Genomic DNA, 22134 nt, shown 5'->3' on the forward strand with positions numbered 1-22134 from the left:
GAAAGCGTTTGCGCAGCAAATGCGTGCGTCACTGGGTGCTGGCGAAGCTCAACTTTCATTATGCTGCCGCCCGCCGCTGCGCTTCGCCAGCGGCTGTCGCTTGGCCGTGAGTCAACTTGGCCATGACCCTATCCAGTACGACCTCGGACACTTTCGTGAAGCACAGGTAGAACACCAGCAAAGCGGCAAAATACCACATCCGCCAGTCGGGGTGGGGGTAGTCGGTGAATTGCGGTTGTTTGGCCCCGCCCAATTCGCGCGCCCAGTAGACGATGTCCTCAACGCCCAGCAGAAACAGCAGTGGTGTCGCCTTGATCAGCACCATCCATAGGTTCGACAGGCCGGGTAGGGCATAAACCCACATTTGTGGAACCAACACGCGCCAGAACGTCTGACGACGGCTCATGCCATAAGCCTCAGCCGTCTCCAGCTGACCTTTGGGCACAGCACGCATTGCGCCGAACAGCACATTCGCCGCGAAGGCACCAAAGACGATGGCGAAGGTCAGCACCGCCAGCATAAAGCCGTAGGTCTCATGCACCCATTGCGGGGCGTTGCCCAACGGCAGTTTCGCCGCGCTACAGACGATAAAATCATTGCCTTGGCGGATGGGCTCTTCCCAATCGGGGCATTTGATGCGGTGGCGGATGTATTCAAACGCCTGATCCAATGCGATCACAAAGAACAGAAAGAACGCGATGTCAGGAATGCCGCGGACCACGGCGATGTAGGTCTGCCCGATCCACCGCAGCGGTGGGATGTTGCTGCGCGCCGCAGAGGCACCCGCGAATCCAAAAGCCAGCGCCGTCGGAGCGGTGATCGACAACAGCAGAAGCACAGTGCCCACGGCCCAATACATCGACATATGTTTGCCGGTGGTCAGGTAACAGCTGAGCCACTGGAAACCTTCCAATGCAGCTGGGTCGGTACAGAAACTGAACATCAATCGCCTTGTTGCGCTAGTGTCATAATCCGTCCAACAATTGCAGTGGCGAGTCAACGCGTTGCGACCACTTTCGGGGCGTCAGCGTGGGCTGTTTTTAGGTGGGAATGTCAAAAATGGTACAGTCTATCATTGTCGTAGGCGCAGGGATCATCGGGGCCGCCACCGCATTGCAACTGGCCAAGGCAGGCCATGCCGTGACAGTTGTGCAGGCAGGCGGGGCAGATGCGACCTCTGCGTCCTTCGGCTGGATCAATGCCAGCTTCTTTCTGAACGAAGATCACCACTTGTTAAGGGCGGAGGGGATCGCGGCATGGCATCGCGTTTTGCAAGACGTGCCAGCGCCCGTGGATTGGCAAGGTTGCCTGTGCTGGGACATGAGCCCAGACGTGATGCAGGCGACCTACACGCAGCTTCGCGCATTTGACTACCCCGTCGAGATACGCACAAAAGAGCAAATCCGAGTGCTAGAACCCGCCCTTTGCAACGCGCCCGACCAAGCACTGTTTTTCCCCACTGAAGGCGCGGCCTCATCCGCGGACCTGACACGACACTTCCTTCGTGCCGCGCAAGCACGCGGAGCAAAGCTGATCCGCAATCTCTTTGTCTTGGGCCTCAAGTCGCGGAACGGGCGGGTTATGGGCATTGAAACATCACAGGGGGACTTGGATGCCGATCAAGTCGTCATCGTCGCCGGAACTGGGACCACTGCAATCGCGCGCACCATCGACTGTGAGATCCCGCTTGTCCCACGTCCTGCCTATATCCTGCGTACGTCACCGCAGAAGAAAGTCTTGCACCACATCCTCGCCACACCCCACGGTGAGATCAGGCAGGAACCATCCGGGCAAATTCTGATGCCGGTTGCTGTGGGCCACCAAGGCGATACCGCCGAGGAGCTGACGCAAACACCGACCGCCGCGGCGGATGATACCATCGCCCGGTTGCGCAATGTTTTCGGCGGCTTGGAGAACGCGGATTGGACCGAGGTGACCCGCGCCGAACGCCCCATGCCACAAGATGGCCTGCCCATCGTCGGGCCGATCGCGGACGGGGCCTATGTCGCCGTGCTGCATTCGGGCATCACACTGGGGCCAATCATTGCAGAGCTGGTTGCCAAAGATATCACCGGACAGCTGGACAACACAGACGCTGCAATGCTTGCGCCTTACCGCCCGGACCGTTTCGCGGACAAATAAAAAGGGCCGCCATCACTGGCAGCCCTCAAATACGTGCATTGGATTGGCCAGCTTAGAACTGCTCGCCGACGCCCCATTTCGCGATCAGTTCATTCAGCGATCCGTCTTCTTTCATCGACGTGATCGCCGCATCCAGTGTTTCGCGCAACTCGCCGTCGCTTTCGCGCACGCCCAGGCCAACGCCGCCACCGATCAGCTCTTCCTGCTCCAGCAGCATGACTTCACCATCTGCATCAGCAATCGGCTGCAGGAAGGATTTGTCGGCCAGAACGGCATCCGCTTCGCCGGCTTTTACCGCAGCAACTGTTTCGTCAGGTGTTGCGAATTCCAGCAAGGTTGCACCTGTTGCTGCGATAAACGCGGCCTGAATGGTGCCTGTCTGGGCGGCCAGTACGCCGTTTTCCAGATCTACGTCGGGTGACATGGCAAGATACGCCGATGGATCAGGCTGTGTGTAGCCTTGTGAAAAGTCGATCACTTCATCACGCTCATCCGTGATGGACATGCCCGCGATGATCACGTCGTAGTTGCCCGAGACAAGGTTCGGGATGATGCTGTCCCACTCGTTGGTGACCCACTCACAGGTCAGTTCAGCGCGTGCGCAAATCTCATCACCTACTTCACGCTCAAACCCGTCGACTTCGCCGTCATCGTTGAGGAAGTTATATGGAGGGTAGGCGCCTTCAGTCCCCAGACGTACGACGGAATGACCGTCTGCGAATGTCACGGAACCTGCGATGGCCAGTGCGACCGTCGAAAGGATAAGGTTTTTCATCAGTTTTCTCCCGAGTTGATGATTTATGAAACCGTGGCTGACAGAAACCCCTGCAGCCGTTCGGTTTTTGGGTTGCCGAAGAGGTCGGCCGGGGGCCTTCCTCTTCGATTTTGCCTTGGTGCAGAAAGACAACGTGGTCGCTGACATCAGCGGCCAGACGCATATCGTGGGTGACGATGATCATGGTGCGCCCCTCGGCGGCCAGATCCTTGATCACCTTCACGACTTCCTGCTCAAGTTCAGGGTCCAAAGCGCTGGTTGGTTCATCAAAGAGCAGCGCCTTGGGTTCCATGCACAGGGCGCGCGCGATGGCGGCCCGTTGTTGTTGCCCGCCCGACAGTTGGGCGGGATAGACGTCGCATTTGTCGCCAATCCCAACCTTGGCCAGATATTTGCGGGCTGCGGCCTCAACCTCGGCCTTGTCGCGCTTCAGCACGGTGACCGGGGCCTCCATCACGTTCTGCAAGATCGTCATATGGGCCCAGAGATTGAACTGCTGAAACACCATCGACAGGTTGGTGCGGATGCGGATCATTTGGGCATGATCGCCGGGGTGGCGGTGCGCGCCCATGCCTTTCCAGTTGACGGGCTCGCCGCAAAATAACACATCGCCCTGCTGGCTGTCTTCCAACAGGTTGGCACAGCGCAAAAGCGTCGATTTGCCGGAGCCGGACGACCCGATCAGCGACACAACATGGCCCGCAGGCGCCACGATATCGACGCCTTTCAAGACCTCAAGATCGCCATAGGCCTTGTGCAGGTTACGAATTTCAATAACGGGGGCAGCGTTTGTCACGTGAGGTAGCTTTTCATAGTTCCAGCGCGAAGTAGTGCCGATTTTGCGCAGGTTTGCAACGGTAAGTGGCGGATTGACCCTACGTTAAGACGGGATTGTTTCAGGACTGGGCGGCATGGGCAGATCATAGGCGCTGGGCGGAACCGCAATAAGGTCTATCAGATAGAGTGCGGCGCGGTCATCCGGATCGAGGGCGGCAATAGCCTGAGAGATCGCTGTAAAGAGCGCGTCAGCGGGTCCGTTTTTTGCGGTGACATATGGCAAGCCGGGGCTGGGCTGGGTGGCGTGAACGATCTTGAGACCAGTGGTTTCTCCGACCGCTGTCAGGTGCCGCCACGTGACAGCATCAATTGCTGCAAAGTCCGCTTCGCTGTGCCGAACTGCCAACGCGGAGGCGCGGTGGCTGCCTGTGCACAAATGTGAGCCCTGCAAAACCTCCGGTGTTTCCAAGGCCAGCGCGGCCCACCCGGATTGAGACATCGGATCGTTATGCGCAAAGCGTGCATCTCGAAAATCTGAGAGTGCCGCACGGCGGTCCTCTTGCCGGGCAATGATCAGGCTGCGGTAGTACCCCGGCGGGCACCCGTCGATCCCATAATCCGGAGTTCCGATGAGGGTCACGTCGTTTTTCAAAGTGGCGCGAAACGGCAGGCCACAGGTTTGCGAAAAGAGCAGTGCAGGGTCGCGCCAATGCGCCATCAGATCAGGGGGTGTAAGCGTTAGCTGATCAGGTGCACCATGTCCCAAGACGCGCAGATGATCGCGGATCAAACCCCAAAACCGTGCATCGGCCCCAGCCGTCAGCGGGGTCGCATACATCGGCAGGCTGGCAATCATCCAGCGCTGACCTTGAGCCTGGCACGGTGGCTGTCCTGATCGGATACGCCCAGCAAGGATGCAGTCATGCGCATCATGCTGTCTTCTTCGTCATCCCGCACACCATCCGCCATAACCACAGACCAAAGTGCCTCAATGACGCTGACGCGGTTGTCGTAAGACACGGTGTCTTTGATTGCGCGGGTAAAACGCACGGTGTCGGGCGCTTCAGCTTCGAGCGCCTCGCACTCTTTGCGCAGGGCGGCGGCTTCAAACGGCGACAGATCATAGCGGGCCATCAGTGCCTTGTCGATCTGCGCGATCTCAACATCGGCATAATCGCCATCAGTGCGCGCGATGCGGACGAGCAAGGCGCCAAGGGCCAGACGGCAATCCAGTTCGGGCAATTGTGCGGGTTCGGGGGCGGTCAAACGCCGGAGCAAATCTTGAAACATCTGTTCTACATAGGCTGCGACAGCCTGTCTTGAAAGAGGTTAGTCAATCGCGTGGCCTCTTCTGCGAACCCATAAGGGGCATTCACCACAAATAGCCCCGAGCCCACCATGCGATGCCCCGGTCGGGCCGGAGGGAAGCTGACCTCATGTGTCACAGCGTCTGGGATTGCCGCCTGCAATGCATTGACCATCGGCTTGTGGGGGGCGTCCGTCAGGATCGGATACCACAGCATGATCACGCCAACGCCCCATTTGCGGTGCAGTTTGGCAATTATCCCGGGGATCGTGTCGTAGTCGGATTTCACCTCAAACGACGGATCAATCAACAGCAACCCACGGCGCGGCTCTGGCGGGCAGAGCGACATCGCCATCTCCCACCCGTCTTTCTGGCGAAAGATGCCGCCATAGGGGGCCATGTTGTCTTGCAGGGCCGCAAATTCTTGAGGGTGTAACTCGGACAGGTGGATCGTATCGCTAGGCCGCAGGCTTTCGGCGGCGATCAAGGGTGATCCGGGATAGGCATCCGTCCCGTGTTTGGCGTGAATGCGGCCCAAGACTTGCGCGTAAGGGTGATCAGCGGCGAACCAATCCTGCGCTAGGGCAATCCCCTTTGCCGCTTCACCGGTCTTGAGTGTGGCTGCATCCTGCAAATCATAAAGACCCCGGCCTGCATGGGTTTCCAGATATGACAGGGGTTTGTCCTTGCGGGTCATGTATGCCAAGGCCCAGGCAAGCATGCTGTGCTTATGCACATCGGCCAGATTGCCAGCATGATAGATGTGTTGATAGGAAAGCATCGGTGCTCCTGTGTTCTATGGCAGCGGCTTAGTGCAGCAAGATGACGCTGTCTATCTGTCTGCGGGGTTGCGCAACCGAAAGACCGTGCTACCTCTCACAGCGCAAATAAGAGGACCAAAACATGCTGCACCGCCTTACCCTCTCTGCCCTGCTGATCACATCGCCATTGGCGGTATCCGCGCAAGAGCAAGCAAACGGTATCGAATTCCGCTTTGGCGTAGGGCCATCGCTGGAGCCGGGTTATTTTGGTGATGAAGACCTTGATCCCGGTGTTGGTGTGAAATTCCGGCTCGAACGCTTTCAGTTTGGCGACATCTCACGCGATCGCAATGACCGCGCGACCGGATTGCGGTTCGCGCCCTCTATCCGCTTTATCGGGGCGCGTGATGCGGATGAGTTTGGCGAGCTTACCGGTTTGGAAGACATCGACCCTACCTTGGAAATCGGTGGCGGGTTGGCCTACCGCGCACCCGACTATGAGGTCTTCGCCAAACTGCGCTACGGTGCCTTCGGGCACGAGTCCTTCGTAGCTGAACTTGGCTCTGACGTCTTTTTCAGACCCAGCGATCAGTTCACATTCAAGGCGGGCCCGCGCATTTTGCTGGGGGATGACGACTATGCCCAAACCTATTTCGGGGTCACGGACGCCGAAGCTGGCACAAGCGACTTTGATGCCTTTGATGCTAATGCCGGTCTGATGAGCGCCGTGGTCAAGGCCGAGGCGACATATGCTATTAATGATGATTGGCAAGTGGTCGGCACGTTGCAATATGAACAGTTGCTGGATGATGCAGCCGACAGCCCAATCACAGAATCTGATGATCAGATCAGCGGCAGCATCGTCCTAACACGGCGGATCACGTTCGGGTTTTAAGTTCTGGTTACGCGCTAAACCAAGCGCGATGTCTCTACTGCGGCCCGCACAAAATCAGCAAACAGCGGATGGGGCGCAAAGGGTTTCGACTTCAGCTCGGGATGGAACTGCACCCCGATAAACCAGGGGTGATCTTGCCACTCGACGATCTCGGGCAGTTTGCCATCAGGCGACATGCCGGAAAACTGCAATCCCGCCTTCTCCAGCGTCTCGCGGTACTTGATGTCCACCTCATAGCGGTGGCGGTGACGTTCTTCGATCGCCGTACCACCATAGACCGCGGCCACCTTTGATCCTTCGGTCAGTGTCGCATCATAGGCACCCAGTCGCATGGTGCCCCCTTTGTCATCATCAGCCTTGCGGGCGACTTTGTGGTTGCCCTGTACCCATTCCTTGAGGTGATACACCACGGGTTCAAAACGCTTTTTGCCCGCCTCATGGTCAAACTCCTCGGACCCGGCCTTGGCCATACCCGCCACGTTGCGCGCCGCTTCAATCACCGCCATCTGCATGCCAAGGCAGATGCCGAGGTAAGGGATATTCTTTTCGCGGGCGAATTGCGCCGCCTTGATTTTCCCTTCCGTGCCGCGCTCACCAAAGCCGCCGGGGACAAGGATCGCATGGAAGCCCTGCAAGAAAGGGGTCGCATCTTCATTGTCGAACAGTTCGGCATCCACCCATTCGATTTTGACCTTCACACGATTGGCCATGCCGCCATGTGTCAGCGCCTCGGCAATGGATTTATAAGCATCCTCAAGCTGAGTGTATTTGCCAACAATTGCGACCTTCACCTTGCCTTCGGGGTTGTGAATACGGTCGTAGACATCATGCCATACATCCAGTTTTGGTTGCGGGGCCGGGGAAATGCCGAAAGCATCCAGAACCGCCTGATCAAGACCCTGCTCATGGTAGGCCAGCGGGGCCTCATAGATAGATTTCAGGTCGTAAGCGGCGACAACGCATTGTTTTCGCACGTTACAGAACAGGGCAATCTTCTCGCGCTCTTTCTCCGGGATCGGCTGCTCGGACCGACACACCAGAATATCCGGCGCAATGCCAATGGACTGCAGTTCCTTGACCGAGTGCTGGGTTGGCTTGGTCTTCAACTCGCCCGAGGCCGCCAGATAAGGCAGCAGCGTCAAATGCATGAAAATGCACTGGCCGCGCGGCTTGTCGTGGGCAAACTGACGGATGGCCTCGAAGAATGGCAGGCCTTCAATATCACCCACGGTGCCGCCGATCTCACACAACATGAAATCGACTTCATCTTCGCCGATGCTGATGAAGTCCTTGATCTGGTTGGTCACATGCGGAACAACCTGAATGGTTTTACCCAGATAATCGCCACGGCGCTCTTTTTCCAAGACAGTCGAATAGATGCGCCCTGAACTAACCGAATCTGTGTTGCGCGCGGGCACGCCGGTGAAACGTTCGTAGTGGCCAAGATCCAAATCTGTCTCGGCCCCATCGTCCGTTACAAAGACTTCGCCGTGCTCAAACGGAGACATCGTACCGGGATCAACGTTCAGATAGGGGTCCAACTTGCGCAAGCGCACCGAATAGCCGCGGGCCTGCAACAATGCCCCCAACGCAGCTGATGCAAGACCTTTTCCAAGTGAGGAGACAACGCCGCCGGTAATAAATATGAATCGCGCCATTGTCAGGGGACCCCCGTGAAAAATTCCAAATCTGTGGGAAAGCGTACCCGAAAATACGCATCATCACGGGATTTGACCTATAGTGGATTCGGGCGCGATTGGCAACCGCTGACCCAACATGATGTTGCCCGACGTCGCAGTAGGGCAACTGCTAGTGGTTATTCGCTTGCTGGCACCAGCGGGTCATCGCTGTCCAAAGACGGGGGCAGAAGGCTGTCACCAAAGTCCGGCACCAACACACCGTCATCGCCCGACTCGATCCCCAATTGATCTACGACGGAAGAGCCCGCCGTGTTACTTGCCGCAATCAGTGTCAGCGCAATAGAGGTGCAGATGAATGCCGCCGCCAAGGCCCAGGTGAATTTGCTCATCGCCGTTGCCGCCGGGCGCGAGCCTGTTGCACCGCCGCCGCCGCCGCCCATGCCAAGACCACCACCCTCGGACCGCTGCAACAGCACAGTACCGATCAGGCTGAGCGCAAGGATCAGGTGAATGATAAGGACGACATTTTCCATCAATGGACCTTTCGGGGCGTTCGCGAACACGCGGTATCTAAAAGCTGCGAGGCTTTCCCGCAACCCCTGAAACCAAGCTTATTCGTCAACATCGTCCATGTCGGCCTGTCCCGTCAGCCTGCGGCGCACGATGGACCAGGACAGCCCAACGGCCAGAACGATGGAAAGGGCAAAGATACCAATCCAGGCATTGACAGATGGATTATCAAGACTGATCACGCCCTGATCAAACAGCACCCACAACAGCGTGCCGACAACCGCCAGAATTAGGATCATCCCAAATATGCCAATCGACCGCAGGGTTGCGCGCAGATAGATGATGTAGCCCACGAACAGAACCAACCCCAACAGCACCGTCATTGACAGGTTGGAGTCCGCATTTTCCATCGCCCAACGGATGTAGTTCCATTCGGTTGGGTTATAGGTCGCGGCCAGCAACACAAATGCAAAAATCCAACGGATAACGAAACCCATGATACGCCTCACTTCTTTTGGTGCCGTGACAATGCCGGGGTGGGTTTGGGCTGTCCAGACCTTTGCGGATCGAGCCGTCTTGCACCCAACTGCGATTGTCGTGGGAATCCATCCGGCAATTGGTAATCTGCTGGCATGAAAAATCAGGACAGAAACCGGGCCAGGATCGCAAAGGCCCTCAGATACATCGAAGCCCATCTATCCGCGCCTTTGCGGATACCCGACATCGCCAAACACGCCGATCTGTCACCTTTTCACTTCCAGCGATTGTTCTGCGCCTACATCGGCGAAACCGTGAACCGCTATATCATCGTGCGCTTAAGCTAGAGGTGGCTGCGCTGGCCCTTGCAAGGAACCCAAAAACCAATGTCCTGCAACTTGCACTGGAATGTGGTTTCCAAACCCACAGCGCGTTTTCCAAGGCCTTCAGGAAGCAGTTTGGCGTTAGCCCTTCGGATTTTCGTGCCAACCCCGATGTCGCGCAAAAAGGGGTTGATCAGGACCGACCGTTCCTTGTCAGTGCACCAGCTGGCAAGATGATTGCGCCCGTTGATATCGTCACGCTCAAACCGTTCCATTTTCAGTTCCGCAAGTCGTCGGGCACGCTTGGCGGGCAGTTCTTTCGCAAGAACGATGGCGATGTTGGCCAGCAGTTTGCGCTGCTGCGCGCCGTCGAAACACCCCCGAACCTGTATGTGATGAGCTGCTTTCCAAATGCACCGCAGGCGCTGAACGATGACACTGTTCCGGTCTGGTTTGGCGGTGCGTTCTCTGCACGAACTGAGAATGACTGGAGCAAGGACTGGCACATGTTTGCAGGCGGCACATGGGCAGTGTTTCAGCACTGGGGAAATTATAGTTTCCTTTATCAGACATGGAACCAGATTTACCGCAACTGGGTGCCGCAGACAGACTTTCTATTGCGCGATGATATCCCCTTCGAAGCCTATCTCGGGCCGTCCGGAGGAGCCGATAAAGCAGGCCCGCTGACCCAGATATACATTCCTGTCAAAAAAGCATGATCGGAACAGCAAGCCCGGTGGCAGCTTGTTACTTCGGCTTCGAATTCAATTTGCGAGGACGTTCACATGCCCCTTCATCAATACACCGCGACCCAAATGGTCAAAACCCTGCAATCAGGCGAGTTCACTGCCGCAGAGATCACGCAACACCAACGGGACCGCATCCAAAGTCTCAATCCTGAGATCAAAGCAATTGTCGCTATGAATGACGGGGCGGGCACCGGTGCGGGCGGGGCATTGGCCGGATTGCCGATCACAGTTAAAGACCAGATCCATTGTCACGGCATGGCCTGCACCTTTGGCTCAGAACGTCATAAAGATTTTCGACCCACCCAGACGGCACCTGTGGTCGAAAGGCTCTTGCAAGCAGGCGCGCATGTTATCGCCAAGACCAACCTGCCGCCATTTGCCATGGATTTTCAATGCAGCAACGCGCTGTTTGGGACTACCAACAACCCTTGGAATCTGGACTATACCACCGGTGGCAGCAGCGGGGGCGGCGCAGCCGCCGTGGCGGCAGGTCTCAGCTTTCTCGACATCGGCACGGACCTTAGCGGCTCATTGCGCATTCCCGCATCTTTTTGCGGTGTTTTCAGCTTGCTGCCCTCAGAGGAGGCCTTGCCAAATGAAGGGATGATGGCGGACGGCGCCTCGCCGCTGAAACACTTTGCCCGCATGGGACCGATTGCCAGAAACCCCGATGATCTGGCATTGGCGTGGCGCCATATGCAGCCTTCGCCTGAAGCGGTGCAAAGTGCGTTCGCAATGCCGCAGATCTATTGGAGCACCGATGGCGGCATAAACACATGTGACAGTATCGTGCGCTGTTTCGGTATGGCGACAGCGGCATGGAAAACAGCCGGGTTTCAGGTGGCCACCGCACATCCGGTCAACTTTGGGTTTAGACAAGCCCGTCGTGCCTTTGGTGAGATCATGGGCTACGAGACGGGTGCGTTAATGCCCGCTCTGGTGCGTCTTCTTGCCCGCATCACAAGCCGGGCAAGCGCGCGCCGGTCGCCAGAGTTTCTCGCCAATGTCATGCGAGGGTACCGCCACAATCGCAAAAACTACGATGCCGCACTTTCTGAGAAAGCAACCCTTTCCGATGCGCTAGATTCCTTTCTGGGCGATAACGGCGTTTGGGTGCTTCCGGTGACCGCAACGTCTGTTTTCAAACATATGGTGCCAACCAGCGACCGAAATGGCGTACGGGACTACGCCGAACCATTGTTCATCAATGGGCAGGCGGAAAACTACTTTGATGCCCTGACGGCTTTTGTGACACCCATTTCCTTAACCGGCCATCCGGTTGTGACGATGCCTTTGGGGTTGGACAACAATGGGTTACCCATTGGTGCACAGTTGATCGGTCGCAAAGGCAGTGAAGTGCATCTGATACAAACAGCAAAGCGGCTTCATGGGGTGCTGAATGTCCCCGACTGCCCAATGCTCAAACGTGATTGAAGACAGATGTATTCGTGTCCTGAAAGCCGGTATTGACGTGCGAGCAAGGTCATGTTGCAGGGCTAAAATCAAGTTTGCGGTTTCGCCGGGGCAAGCGCGCCGATATAGGGGGCACGCAATCTGCAAAGGGAAAGAATCTTATGGCAAATGTTGTGGTCGTCGGTGCCCAGTGGGGCGATGAAGGCAAAGGCAAGATCGTTGACTGGCTCTCGGAACGGGCTGACGTGATCGCGCGCTTTCAGGGCGGGCATAATGCGGGCCATACGCTGGTCATTGATGGCGAGGTGTTCAAGCTGAACGCACTGCCCTCTGGCGTTGTGCGCGGTGGCAAGCTCTCGGTGATCGGCAACGGTGTGGTGTTGGACCCGTGGCATCTGGTGAAGGAGATTGCATCCATTCAGGAACAAGGCGTTGCGATCAACCCTGAAACCCTGATGATCGCCGAAAACACGCCGCTGATCCTGCCCATCCACGGTGAATTGGATCGCGCGCGCGAAGAAGCGGCCAGCAAGGGCACCAAAATCGGCACAACCGGGCGCGGCATTGGCCCGGCATATGAAGACAAGGTTGGTCGTCGTTCGGTCCGCGTTGCCGACCTTGCGGATGCGGCAACATTGGAATCGCGCGTTGACCGCGCGCTTCAGCACCATGATCCGTTGCGCAAGGGGCTGGGGATTGAGCCGGTTGATCGCGATGCACTGGTCGCCCAGCTGAAAGAGATTGCTGCGGAAATCCTGCCTTACGCCGCCCCGGTCTGGAAAGTGCTGAACGAAAAGCGCAAAGCGGGCAAACGTATCCTTTTTGAGGGCGCACAGGGCGCGCTGTTGGATATCGACTTTGGCACATACCCCTTCGTGACCTCGTCCAATGTCATCGCCGGGCAAGCGGCTACGGGCGTCGGCGTCGGGCCGACCGCCATCGACTATGTGCTGGGGATCGTCAAAGCCTATACCACGCGCGTCGGCGAGGGACCGTTCCCGACAGAACTGGACGATGAAGATGGCCACCGTCTTGGCACCCGCGGACACGAGTTTGGGACGGTCACAGGGCGCAAACGGCGCTGTGGCTGGTTTGATGCCGCTTTGGTGCGGCAGACCTGTGCGACATCCGGTGTGACTGGTATTTCTTTGACAAAGCTTGATGTTTTGGACGGGTTTGAAACCCTCAAGATTTGCGTGGGCTATGAGCTCGACGGCGAAACGCTCGATTATCTGCCCACGGCAGCCGACCAACAGGCGCGTTGCAAACCGATTTACGAAGAGATCGAGGGCTGGGCGCAATCCACCGAAGGCGCGCGCTCATGGGCCGATCTACCTGCGCAGGCCATCAAATATGTGCGCCGCATTGAGGAGTTGATCCAATGCCCCGTCGCCCTAGTTTCTACCTCACCAGAAAGAGACGACACCATTCTGGTGACAGACCCCTTCGCGGACTGAGGACACATGCAATACAAAGCGCGTAAACGACTGGCGATTTTTGTGCTGGTGATCGGCCTGCCGGTTTACATCATCTTAGCTGTGACGATCATGAGCTACATGATGACACAGGAAATCCGGTTTCCACTTGTGGTCGAGCTTTTCGCCTATGTCGCCTTGGGTATCGGCTGGGCCTTCCCGCTGAAATGGGTTTTCAAAGGGATCGGACAGCCGGACCCCAATGAACCACCACAGCAGCAATGAAAAAGGCGGGGCATGACCCCGCCTTTTCAATGATTGGTCTGAAAATGATCAACCCTGCGCGGCCTGATGCCCTTCGGGGCGATACTGGGTGTTCTCAGATACCTGAAAACGCCCGTTTTCCAGTTTGATCAACCGGGCTTGCCGCAACAGGCGGCCAAAGTTACGCAGGCCATCTTCGCGTGAAATCTCAGCGCTTGTCGCAGACTGAACCAGCTTCATCACCTGCGGGCGCGAGAAGTCAGCCTCGCCCTCTACAAAACAAATGTAGGCACCTGCGGCTTCCAGTTTGTCAGCAAGATCTGTGGCCCCGTGAGATGCGATAAACGCCGCAAAATCATCACCCTCTTGGGCAACTTCAGCCTCTTTCATGGTCGCAATTTGACGTAGACGGGCCGATGGGGCGTCTGCCGCGCTATCGCTCTCTGGCGCAGACTGAGACGCCAATGTGGCCTCTTTGCTGAGCGTATTGCCAGCAGGCTTCACCTCTTGGGATTTGACAAGTTTCAGCGGCGGTGTTCCTTTGACCTCGCTTTTGTCCTTGGCTTCATGGGCGCCAAGATCGTCCTTGTACACCTCATCGGGGTCCGGTTTTGTCGTTCCCTTGTCGCCCAATTGGCGGGCAGCTTCCGTAGCGGCAACAGCGGCCTTCAACTGGGCAAACGCATCGCGATGGCGGCGGTTTTCCGGCTGATTAAGGTGTTGATCCGTCTGCGACATGATCCGGCTCATGGCGTCTTCGACATGGCGGGGCAGACCGCGGCGCGCAAATTCATTGCCCTGACGTGCTGCGATTTCGGCCTCTACCTTGGCAACTTCCGCCTCAAGGTCGAACTCATCATCGTCGTTGTAATCGTCGTGATCATCTTCTGACGTTTCTTCATCGGCTTTGTCCGCAGAGGTCAGCACCAAGGGGGCCTCTTCATCTTGTGCCACGTCTTCGGCATCATCAGCATCAGATGCATCGGATTCCGGCTCCACACCGTCTTCGCCTGCTGTGGCATCATCTTGCTGAGCGGTTTCTTCAGCCTCGGCGGCCTCCTCTTCGGCGAGGAATGCTTCTAGCTCTGTATCTTCCAAAAAAGCTTCCGCATCAGAAACGTCGCCTTCGGGCTGATCTATTGCCGCTTCGTCGTGTAGCATGGCCTCAGCTACGGCGGCCTCAGGCAATAGTGTTTCAGCCTGGTCGTCTTCTACTTCAGCAACGTCAAGAGCAGGCTCTTCCATCAGATCTTCCGACATGACGGCATCGCCTTGGGCGGTGTCTTCTGCGGTGTCAGCGTTGAGATCGCTAAAGACGTTCATATCCTCTGCGTCAATAGCATCATCGCCTGAAATCTGATCGAGTTCAGGAACATCTGCCTCGGCGGTGTCTTCAGCCGGTTCGTCGACGCCCGCAGGCTCTTGCGCTGCATCCATGTCCCGCTCAGATTGCGTGGTGCGTTGCACCAATTCGTTCAGGCGTTGGGATAGCGGGTTGGTAGCGGGTGCCTCGGGCAGGTCCTCAGAATAGTCCTCGCTGGTTGGAGGAACTTTGCGCGCCGTCGCCGCGCGCATGCGCTGCAACTTTTCAGCCACGCTGGACAGATCGTCAGCAACGCTTTCGGTATCAGCTTCGTCAACGAAGTCTTCGGCAATGGGTTGTTCTGCGACGGTCTCGTCCGAGGTATCCTCGGCAACATCGTCATCAGCCACGTCTTCCTCAACGACCTCAGTGCGCACACGCAGGCTGACTTTGTTGTCATGCCCTTCGGCCTCAACGGGTTGTCCACTCTGCTCTTCGGTTAGGCGTGCCAAGGTCTGCATGTCAGGGGCCAGGGGCTCTGTGTCCATAAACCGGTCATGGCCTGCCAAATCGTGAAAGAAAGATACGACCACTTTCATTGTCTCGACAGAATCGTCAAAACCTTCCAGGCGACAAGAGAAGTTGCCATAGGTCACATCAAGAACTTTGGTATTTTCATCCATGAATAAACGCTTTCTTTCATTGATCAGCGGCAAGCGCTGGACAGACATTGGTTCTTAATTGAAAACAACAACACGTTCCATTGAGGATCATAATGTGACCCTTTTGGGGAATGTTTGTGAATAGAGGTGCAATCATTGCCAAACAAAACCATTGTTTCAAGTGATAAACCAGTCTGCCTCGTAGGGGGAGCGCCAATTGCAAAAGATGCGATTTCGGCGGTTTTGTCCCTGGTTGAGTGCTTTGTTGGGGTTGATAGCGGCACAGATCACCTGTTGGCGGCCAATGTGACACCCGCTGCCGTCGTCGGTGATCTTGATAGCCTGTCTGATCAGGCCCGTGCCGCATTTACGGGGTGTCTGCATCACATCGCCGAACAATCGACGACAGATTTCGAAAAGGCGCTCACCCGCATTGATGCGCCTTGCATTCTCGGGCTTGGTTTCACAGGGGGACGGCTCGATCATACGTTGTCGGTGCTCAATGTCATGGCGCAGCACATGGACAAGGCGGTGATCCTAATCGACGCCGAAGACGTCAGTTTCATTGCGCCCTTGGGGCGGACAGCATTTCAGGCCGACAGGGATACAAGAGTGTCGATCACGCCGGTGGGGATGGCAAACGTGACGGTATCCGGTTTGCAATGGCCGTTTCAAAACATGTGCATGACGCTGAATGGCTTTTCCAGCCCTTCCAATGCGGCTTCCGGTGGATCCATCAGCATCGACACCGACGGTCCCGTTCTGATCACACTGCCGCGGGCGCTTCTGCCGATTGCCTTGCAAGCCGCCGCTCGCGCAGAATGATGTAAAGGCTTAAGCACCCACCGTGATGCAAATACCCAAGGCCGCCAGACCATTGGGCAAATCGGCGAAAATCAACCAGCCAATCGCCGTGCCAAACGGAATTTCCAGGTATTGCATCGGGGCCAGGGTGGAGGCCGGGGCAAATCGCAGGCTCCATGTCATGAAAAGATGCGCAAAAGTGCCGATCAGGCCAAGGGCCGCCAGCAGCATCCATGTCCACGCATCGAACTGAAACGACACGGCGCCAAAGGTGGTTGGCAACAGCAGGATGACCGCTGTCAAGATCACAGTAGCCTGCACCCCGCTGATCGCTTGCAACTTGATTGGATCGAGTGCGCGGGCAATCTTGCGCGTCACCATCATGAACAGGGCGAAGACCACAGCAACCCCCAAGGGCAGCAAAGCTGGGTAGCCGACCTCTACAAAATTGGGCTGAATGACCAAAAGGGTGCCGACAAACCCCACCGTACAAGCCATCATGCGGTGCACACCGACATGCTCTCCCATCGCAAAATGACCCAGTAGCAACATGATGAAAGGCATCACAAAGGCGATGGCCAGCGCATCAGCCAGCGGCAGATAGCGCAAGGCACTGAACATCAAACCGATGCCCAGAATATGCAAAGCGGTGCGGACCAGCGTCCATCCCAGAATACCCGCTGGTAACCGAAACCCGCTCCCCCCAGCGCGACAAGCGGCAACAGGATGGCAGCCTGCAGCCCAAAGCGCACGAGGATCAGCACACTCAGCGCCACGACACCGCCCAGCAGTTTGGCAATGCTGTCTCCCAATGGGGCCAACACACAAAAGGCCAGCATCAGCATCACACCAAGAAAAGGACGATCCGTTGTCATTTCACCACCCTAGTTGGGCAGGCATATGGCCGCAATGCACACCGTTCGTGGTTTTCATCCGGACCTAAAAAACGCCACCTAAGACGTCAGATCTGACACCGATTTGATCTAGCAGTTCGGGACGTTCACCGCCAAACCACCTAAAGCGGTTTCCTTGTACTTCTCGCTCATGTCCACGCCGGTTTGCCGCATCGTTTCAATCGCCACGTCCAGCGACACCAGATGCACACCATCACCCCGCAGGGCCAGCGACGCGGCCGACACAGCTTTGATCGCGCCCAATCCGTTTCGTTCAATGCAGGGCACCTGTACCAACCCTTTCACCGGATCACACGTCATGCCCAAATGATGTTCCAGCGCAATTTCTGCGGCATTTTCGATCTGTTCAGGTGTCCCTCCAAGAACGGCTGCAAGGCCACCAGCGGCCATTGCTGCTGCACTGCCGACTTCGGCCTGACAGCCACATTCTGCACCCGAGATTGAGGCGTTATACTTGATTAACCCCCCAATCGCTGCCGCTGTCAGCAGAAACTCCGGCACGCGGGTCGCTGTCGCGCCGGGCACATGATCCAGCCAATAGCGTATCGTTGCGGGGATCACCCCGGCGGCCCCATTTGTGGGCGCTGTCACAACCTGACCACCAGCGGCATTCTCTTCGTTCACGGCCATCGCATAGGTGGACATGAAATCATTGATTGTATGCGGCGCGGTCAGGTTCATCCCCCGCTCGGCCTGCAACGCATCATGGATGCCCTTGGCGCGGCGGCGCACATGCAAACCACCGGGCAATATGCCTTCGGCTTCCAGACCTCGGTTGATGCAGCCGTTCATGACCTCCCAAATACGGGCGAGGCCTTTGTCCAGATCGGCCCCGGGCATGCGTGACAACTCATTGGTGCGCTTCATTTCGGCAATGCTCTTGCCCGACATATCGGCCATATCCAGCATTTCCTGGGCGCTATGAAATGGGAAAGGAACAGGCGCGCCGGTATCACTGTCCTTACCCGAAGCCAGTTCGGCCTCGGTCAGCACAAAGCCACCGCCAATTGAATAATAGGTCACCTGGGTAATGACATCGCCTTGCGCATCGGTTCCTCGCAGGATCATCCCGTTGGCGTGACCGGGCAGGGCGGGACCATAGTCAAAGATCAGATCATCTTTGGGGTGAAACTTCAGCGTGCCCAGACCTTCTGGTGTGACGTTGTGTTCAGCCGTGATGCGCGCCAGTTCGGCCCCGGCCTTATCCGCATCATAGTCATCCGCGCGCATACCTGCGAGGCCCAGAATAACCGCGCGATCCGTAGCATGGCCCACGCCTGTAAAGGCCAGACTGCCATGCAAAGAAGCCTGCACACCCGCCACCCCAAAGGGCTGGGCGCGCAGATGATCTAGAAATCGGGCGGCGGCGACCATCGGGCCGATGGTGTGGGACGATGACGGGCCAACGCCCACCTTGAACATATCGAAGACGGAGAGAAACATCTTAAAGTGCTGATCCTTCTGGCGGGTGGCATGGTGAGGGGTGGGAAAAGGGTGTCGCACCCAACCCTTCTGCGGCGGCTGCCTTGCGCGCACTGTCGCGCGCCTCAAACCGTTTTGCAAATGCATATAGACGGGGCCAATGGTTCAGATCGAACCACTGATCACCGCCACCATAAAGGGCGGCCCACCGCAGCATTGGTGCCAGATAACAGGCGTGAATGCTTGGATGATCGTCTTCAAGCCAATCCACGGTCTGTGCCGCACACAACAGGTCCATTTGGGATTTGACTCGCGTCGCAGCCATCTTACGCGTTGGACCTGGATCATCGTCAGCATATTGGGTGGGATAGAACATCATCCGCAGGCTGGGATGCAGGGTATTGGCCAGCCAGATCATCCACTGCAGTGCATGCATGCGATCTAAGGTCCCCTGCTTTGGCATCAACCGATCTTGCGTTTCGGCAAGCCACATCAGGATAGCCCCGGTTTCAAACAGCGGGCCATGTGGTGTGTCCAGAACCGGGATCAAGCCATTGGGGTTCAGCGCCAGATAAGCCTCTGATTTATGGGCGGCAACCGACCGATCAACAAGAACCGTATCGTAGGGCAAACTCAGTTCTTCCAACGCCAGCCGCACGCAAAGCGATGCGTTGTCGGGGGCATAGTACAGGCGCAAAGTTTTTTCCATGTGACTTTGGTATCGAACTAAGGTGCGTTGCCGCTCTTCAAATACGACGTTTCACCTATGAAAATGCACGTCCTGAAGTACCGACGGCGCTAACGTCAATTGGGGCCTCGCACCCTGCGGCAATCTTGCCTATAACGCAGCTGTATTGTTTTGAGGAGTGGGTCGGATGTCGCGTGAAATGTCACCTATTGAAAAGGCGAAATTTGTCGCCGCCAAGCAAGCCACCGAATATGTTGAAAGCGGTATGAGAGTGGGGTTGGGCACCGGCTCAACCGCTGAATGGCTGGTGCAATGTCTGGGCGAAATGGTACGCGAAGAGGGGCTTAAGATCAAAGGTGTGCCGACGTCCAAACGTACCGGTCGGCTGGCCGAGAAAGTCGGGATCGAGGTGGTCACGCTGGAAGAGGCAAAGTGGCTCGACCTGACTATCGACGGCACGGATGAATACGACAGCGATCTAACCCTGATCAAAGGTGGCGGCGGCGCGCATCTGCGTGAGAAAGTAGTGGCGACCGCCAGCGATCAGATGATCGTGATTGCCGACGCCAGCAAGAAGGTCGATATGTTGGGGGCTTTCCCTTTGCCCGTCGAAGTCATCCCTTTCGGTCTGCCCGTCACGAAAGGCCTGATCGAAGAGACGCTGACCGGCATGGATGTGCTTGGGCGCGAAGTGACAATGCGCATGAAAGGGGAGGCACCTTTCGTGACTGATGAAGGCAACTTCATCCTGGATCTTCACCTCAAGCGGATTGCCAACCCGCGCCAACTGAGCCTTGTGATCAACCAGATCCCCGGCGTCGTTGAAAACGGGTTGTTCATCGATATCTGCGATGTGGTGATTGTGGGGCACGGTGATGGGCGGGTCACAACGCGCGACATCACCAATAATACGGCCAATGTCGTCCGCTTTGATGTGCTGGATGACGACAATATCTTTTCTGATGTAGCGGATTGATCCCTGACCAATGGAATTCAAACGCACCCAGCGCCAGCACTTCTTTACCATCCTGAATTTTTTGCTGTTGTCATGGCTGTGGTACAGCTTCTTTACGTCAGAAACCTTGACTGAAAAGGTGATTGGGGTCTTGTGCGGGGCTTGGGCCGCCGTGATCGCCTACAACTACTTACGTGCCAGAAATCTTGGTCACATTGATTCTGATGGGCTGACGTTTGAACGCCTGTTCCGCACCGTGTCTTTCAAATGGGATGAACTGCAATGGGCCAGCATGGGTGAAGACCGGCGTGCGTTGGTCTTTGCCTACCGGCATCAAAGTGACGTGAAAGATCGTTACGTCGGTTGCAGTCGCAAGGCTCTGACGCCAGATGCCATTGACGCCATTGTTGCTGCGGTGAACGCTGCGCGCCCCAATCTACCATCAGGCCCACCTGAGGCCGACAAAAACGGAGCCACATCATGACTTTCGACTACGACCTTTTCGTTATTGGTGGCGGCTCTGGCGGCGTGCGCGCTGCGCGTGTCGCGTCGGCCACCGGGGCCAAGGTGGCTTTGGCTGAGGAATACCGGATGGGCGGCACCTGTGTGATCCGCGGTTGTGTGCCCAAAAAGCTGATGGTTTTTGCCTCGGGCTACTCTGAGATGTTTGACGATGCCCGCGCCTATGGCTGGGATGTGCAGGACGGACCATTCGACTGGTCCAAGTTCAGCGGTCAGATGAATGCGGAACTGGACCGCCTCGAAGGGATTTATCGCAAACTGCTGGATGGTTCGAATGTTGAGATTGTCGATGCCCGTGCCAGCGTCAAAGATCCGCACACCGTGGTGTTGTCAAACGGCAAGGAATTCACCGCCAAGCATATTCTGGTCGCAACGGGCGGGCGTCCCGTGATCCCCGACATGCCGGGGGCTGAGTTGGGCATTACCTCAAACGAGATTTTCAAACTGAAGGAATTACCAAAGTCGATCCTGATTGTCGGCGGTGGCTACATCGCATCAGAGTTTGCAGGCATCCTGAATGGGCTTGGCGTCAAAGTGACCCAATTCTATCGCGGCGCGCAAATCCTGCGCGGCTTTGATGATGAAGCCCGTGGTCTGGTCGCCGAAGGAATGCGCGCCAAAGGTGTCGATCTGCACCTGGGAACCAACATCGTTGAAATGCGCGCCGCAACACAAGAAGACCGAAAGGGCGCCACGCATGGTGTGCCTATGGAAGATGGCCGTCCGGTTGACTTGGCAGAAGGGGCAAACGGCAAAGGGATCTGGGTCAAAGCCACCAACGGCACCGAAAAAGTCTATGATCAGGTGATGTTCGCCACAGGGCGGGCGCCAAACACCGATAACATGGGGCTGCAGGCCGCTGGCGTCACCGTCGGCCGTCGGGGTGAGATTGAGGTGGATGAATACAGCCAGACAGCGGTGCCTTCGATCTACGCCATCGGTGACGTGACCAACCGGGTGCAGCTGACGCCCGTGGCAATCCGTGAGGGCATGGCGTTTGTGGAAACGGTCTTCAAAGGCAACCCCACGCCCATTGACCACGATTTAATCCCTTCAGCAGTTTTCACACAGCCGGAACTGGGCACCGTGGGGCTGACCGAAGAGGAGGCGCGCGAGATCGAACCGGTCGAGATTTACTGCACCTCGTTCAAACCCATGAACCACGCATTCGCCGGGCGGGATGACAGAGTGTTGATGAAACTTGTGGTTAGCGTCGAAACGCGCAAGGTTCTGGGATGTCACATCGTCGCAGATCACGCAGGTGAAATGATCCAATTGGCTGGAATTGCTGTTAAGATGGGTGCGACAAAGGAAGATTTCGACCGCACGGTTGCAGTTCACCCCACAATGGCCGAAGAACTGGTGACAATGAAGGAACCGATGCGTACCGCTTGATTTCGAAAGATCAAGGCACACA

Annotated in this window: 22 protein-coding genes and 2 pseudogenes; 11 read left to right on the forward strand and 13 right to left on the reverse strand. The window is 56.8% G+C overall.

Annotated elements, in window-relative coordinates:
• Positions 1-58 precede the first annotated feature (58 nt).
• A complete protein-coding gene (locus QTO30_RS00530) occupies positions 59-943 on the reverse strand; it encodes an ABC transporter permease (protein WP_340421766.1) in 885 nt (294 codons plus the stop codon).
• 116 nt (positions 944-1059) lie between these two features.
• On the opposite strand from QTO30_RS00530, the gene QTO30_RS00535 reads away from it, so the two are divergent.
• Positions 1060-2142, forward strand: a complete 1083-nt coding sequence (locus QTO30_RS00535) for an NAD(P)/FAD-dependent oxidoreductase (protein ID WP_340421769.1) — start codon at positions 1060-1062, stop codon at positions 2140-2142.
• Positions 2143-2194: 52 nt separating this feature from the next.
• Here QTO30_RS00535 and QTO30_RS00540 read toward each other — a convergent pair whose 3' ends face one another.
• The 5 genes and pseudogenes from QTO30_RS00540 to rlmJ form a co-directional block, all read right to left on the reverse strand.
• The gene (locus QTO30_RS00540; protein WP_340421770.1) at positions 2195-2917 is read right to left on the reverse strand and encodes a transporter substrate-binding domain-containing protein; all 723 of its coding nucleotides are present in this window, start codon (positions 2915-2917) and stop codon (positions 2195-2197) included.
• Between the two features lie 23 nt (positions 2918-2940).
• Positions 2941-3713, reverse strand: a pseudogene (locus QTO30_RS00545) (ABC transporter ATP-binding protein).
• An 84-nt stretch (positions 3714-3797) separates the two neighbouring features.
• Positions 3798-4550 carry a phosphate/phosphite/phosphonate ABC transporter substrate-binding protein gene (locus QTO30_RS00550; protein WP_340421772.1) on the reverse strand — a complete coding sequence of 251 codons (753 nt, stop codon included), beginning with the start codon at positions 4548-4550 and terminating at the stop codon, positions 3798-3800.
• Positions 4547-4984, reverse strand: a complete 438-nt coding sequence (locus QTO30_RS00555) for a tellurite resistance TerB family protein (protein ID WP_340421773.1) — start codon at positions 4982-4984, stop codon at positions 4547-4549. The genes QTO30_RS00550 and QTO30_RS00555 overlap by 4 nt, the downstream gene beginning before the upstream one ends.
• A gap of 5 nt (positions 4985-4989) precedes the next feature.
• Positions 4990-5781 (reverse strand): 23S rRNA (adenine(2030)-N(6))-methyltransferase RlmJ, encoded by a 792-nt coding sequence (gene rlmJ, locus QTO30_RS00560; protein ID WP_340421775.1) that lies wholly within the window; start codon positions 5779-5781, stop codon positions 4990-4992.
• Between the two features lie 122 nt (positions 5782-5903).
• On the opposite strand from rlmJ, the gene QTO30_RS00565 reads away from it, so the two are divergent.
• On the forward strand, positions 5904-6656 hold the full coding sequence (locus tag QTO30_RS00565) for a MipA/OmpV family protein (protein WP_340421777.1): 753 nt from the start codon (positions 5904-5906) through the stop codon (positions 6654-6656).
• A gap of 14 nt (positions 6657-6670) precedes the next feature.
• On the opposite strand, the gene QTO30_RS00570 is transcribed toward QTO30_RS00565, so the two are convergent.
• The 3 genes from QTO30_RS00570 to QTO30_RS00580 all read right to left on the reverse strand — a co-directional run bounded on the left by QTO30_RS00570 (position 6671) and on the right by QTO30_RS00580 (position 9303).
• A complete protein-coding gene (locus QTO30_RS00570; RefSeq protein WP_340421778.1) occupies positions 6671-8314 on the reverse strand; it encodes a CTP synthase in 1644 nt (547 codons plus the stop codon).
• Positions 8315-8472: 158 nt separating this feature from the next.
• On the reverse strand, positions 8473-8829 hold the full coding sequence (secG, locus tag QTO30_RS00575; RefSeq protein WP_340421779.1) for a preprotein translocase subunit SecG: 357 nt from the start codon (positions 8827-8829) through the stop codon (positions 8473-8475).
• Positions 8830-8907: 78 nt separating this feature from the next.
• Entirely contained in the window at positions 8908-9303 is a 396-nt protein-coding gene (locus QTO30_RS00580) for a DUF6524 family protein (RefSeq protein WP_340421780.1), read from the reverse strand.
• A gap of 135 nt (positions 9304-9438) precedes the next feature.
• Between QTO30_RS00580 and QTO30_RS21995 the strand changes: the two genes are divergently transcribed.
• The 5 genes from QTO30_RS21995 (at position 9439) to QTO30_RS00600 (ending at position 13468) form a co-directional block, all read left to right on the forward strand.
• The gene (locus QTO30_RS21995; protein ID WP_445327168.1) at positions 9439-9630 is read left to right on the forward strand and encodes an AraC family transcriptional regulator; all 192 of its coding nucleotides are present in this window, start codon (positions 9439-9441) and stop codon (positions 9628-9630) included.
• Complete coding sequence (locus tag QTO30_RS00585; RefSeq protein ID WP_445327169.1) at positions 9576-10325, forward strand: AraC family transcriptional regulator; 750 nt, start codon at positions 9576-9578, stop codon at positions 10323-10325. Before QTO30_RS21995 ends, QTO30_RS00585 begins: the two co-directional genes overlap by 55 nt.
• Before the next feature lie 66 nt (positions 10326-10391).
• Positions 10392-11789, forward strand: coding sequence for an amidase (locus tag QTO30_RS00590; protein ID WP_340421783.1), 1398 nt, complete (start codon positions 10392-10394; stop codon positions 11787-11789).
• A 140-nt stretch (positions 11790-11929) separates the two neighbouring features.
• A complete protein-coding gene (locus QTO30_RS00595; RefSeq protein WP_340421785.1) occupies positions 11930-13225 on the forward strand; it encodes an adenylosuccinate synthase in 1296 nt (431 codons plus the stop codon).
• Positions 13226-13231: 6 nt separating this feature from the next.
• Positions 13232-13468: a DUF2842 domain-containing protein gene (locus QTO30_RS00600; protein WP_340421787.1), complete on the forward strand. Its 237-nt coding sequence runs from the start codon at positions 13232-13234 to the stop codon at positions 13466-13468.
• A gap of 48 nt (positions 13469-13516) precedes the next feature.
• Here QTO30_RS00600 and QTO30_RS00605 read toward each other — a convergent pair whose 3' ends face one another.
• Complete coding sequence (locus QTO30_RS00605) at positions 13517-15433, reverse strand: hypothetical protein (protein WP_340421788.1); 1917 nt, start codon at positions 15431-15433, stop codon at positions 13517-13519.
• Between the two features lie 126 nt (positions 15434-15559).
• Here QTO30_RS00605 and QTO30_RS00610 point away from each other — a divergent pair, with 126 nt between their 5' ends.
• On the forward strand, positions 15560-16237 hold the full coding sequence (locus QTO30_RS00610) for a thiamine diphosphokinase (protein ID WP_445327119.1): 678 nt from the start codon (positions 15560-15562) through the stop codon (positions 16235-16237).
• Here QTO30_RS00610 and QTO30_RS00615 read toward each other — a convergent pair.
• The 3 genes and pseudogenes from QTO30_RS00615 to QTO30_RS00625 all read right to left on the reverse strand — a co-directional run bounded on the left by QTO30_RS00615 (position 16179) and on the right by QTO30_RS00625 (position 19261).
• Positions 16179-17091 (reverse strand): annotated as a pseudogene (locus QTO30_RS00615) (DMT family transporter). The gene QTO30_RS00610 and the pseudogene QTO30_RS00615 overlap by 59 nt on opposite strands.
• 108 nt (positions 17092-17199) lie before the next feature.
• Positions 17200-18573, reverse strand: a complete 1374-nt coding sequence (locus tag QTO30_RS00620; protein ID WP_340421791.1) for an L-serine ammonia-lyase — start codon at positions 18571-18573, stop codon at positions 17200-17202.
• A gap of 1 nt (position 18574) precedes the next feature.
• The gene (locus QTO30_RS00625) at positions 18575-19261 is read right to left on the reverse strand and encodes a glutathione S-transferase family protein (protein WP_340421793.1); all 687 of its coding nucleotides are present in this window, start codon (positions 19259-19261) and stop codon (positions 18575-18577) included.
• Between the two features lie 166 nt (positions 19262-19427).
• On the opposite strand from QTO30_RS00625, the gene rpiA reads away from it, so the two are divergent.
• Genes rpiA through gorA form a run of 3 tightly spaced genes read left to right on the forward strand, consistent with a single transcriptional unit; the run spans position 19428 to position 22112 of the window.
• On the forward strand, positions 19428-20216 hold the full coding sequence (rpiA, locus tag QTO30_RS00630; RefSeq protein ID WP_340421795.1) for a ribose-5-phosphate isomerase RpiA: 789 nt from the start codon (positions 19428-19430) through the stop codon (positions 20214-20216).
• Between the two features lie 10 nt (positions 20217-20226).
• Positions 20227-20679: a hypothetical protein gene (locus QTO30_RS00635; RefSeq protein WP_340421796.1), complete on the forward strand. Its 453-nt coding sequence runs from the start codon at positions 20227-20229 to the stop codon at positions 20677-20679.
• Positions 20676-22112 (forward strand): glutathione-disulfide reductase, encoded by a 1437-nt coding sequence (gene gorA, locus QTO30_RS00640; protein WP_340421798.1) that lies wholly within the window; start codon positions 20676-20678, stop codon positions 22110-22112. The genes QTO30_RS00635 and gorA overlap by 4 nt, the downstream gene beginning before the upstream one ends.
• The last annotated feature ends 22 nt before the right edge of the window (positions 22113-22134 follow it).

It is taken from the genome of Yoonia sp. GPGPB17, from assembly GCF_037892195.1.
Lineage (GTDB): Bacteria > Pseudomonadota > Alphaproteobacteria > Rhodobacterales > Rhodobacteraceae > Yoonia.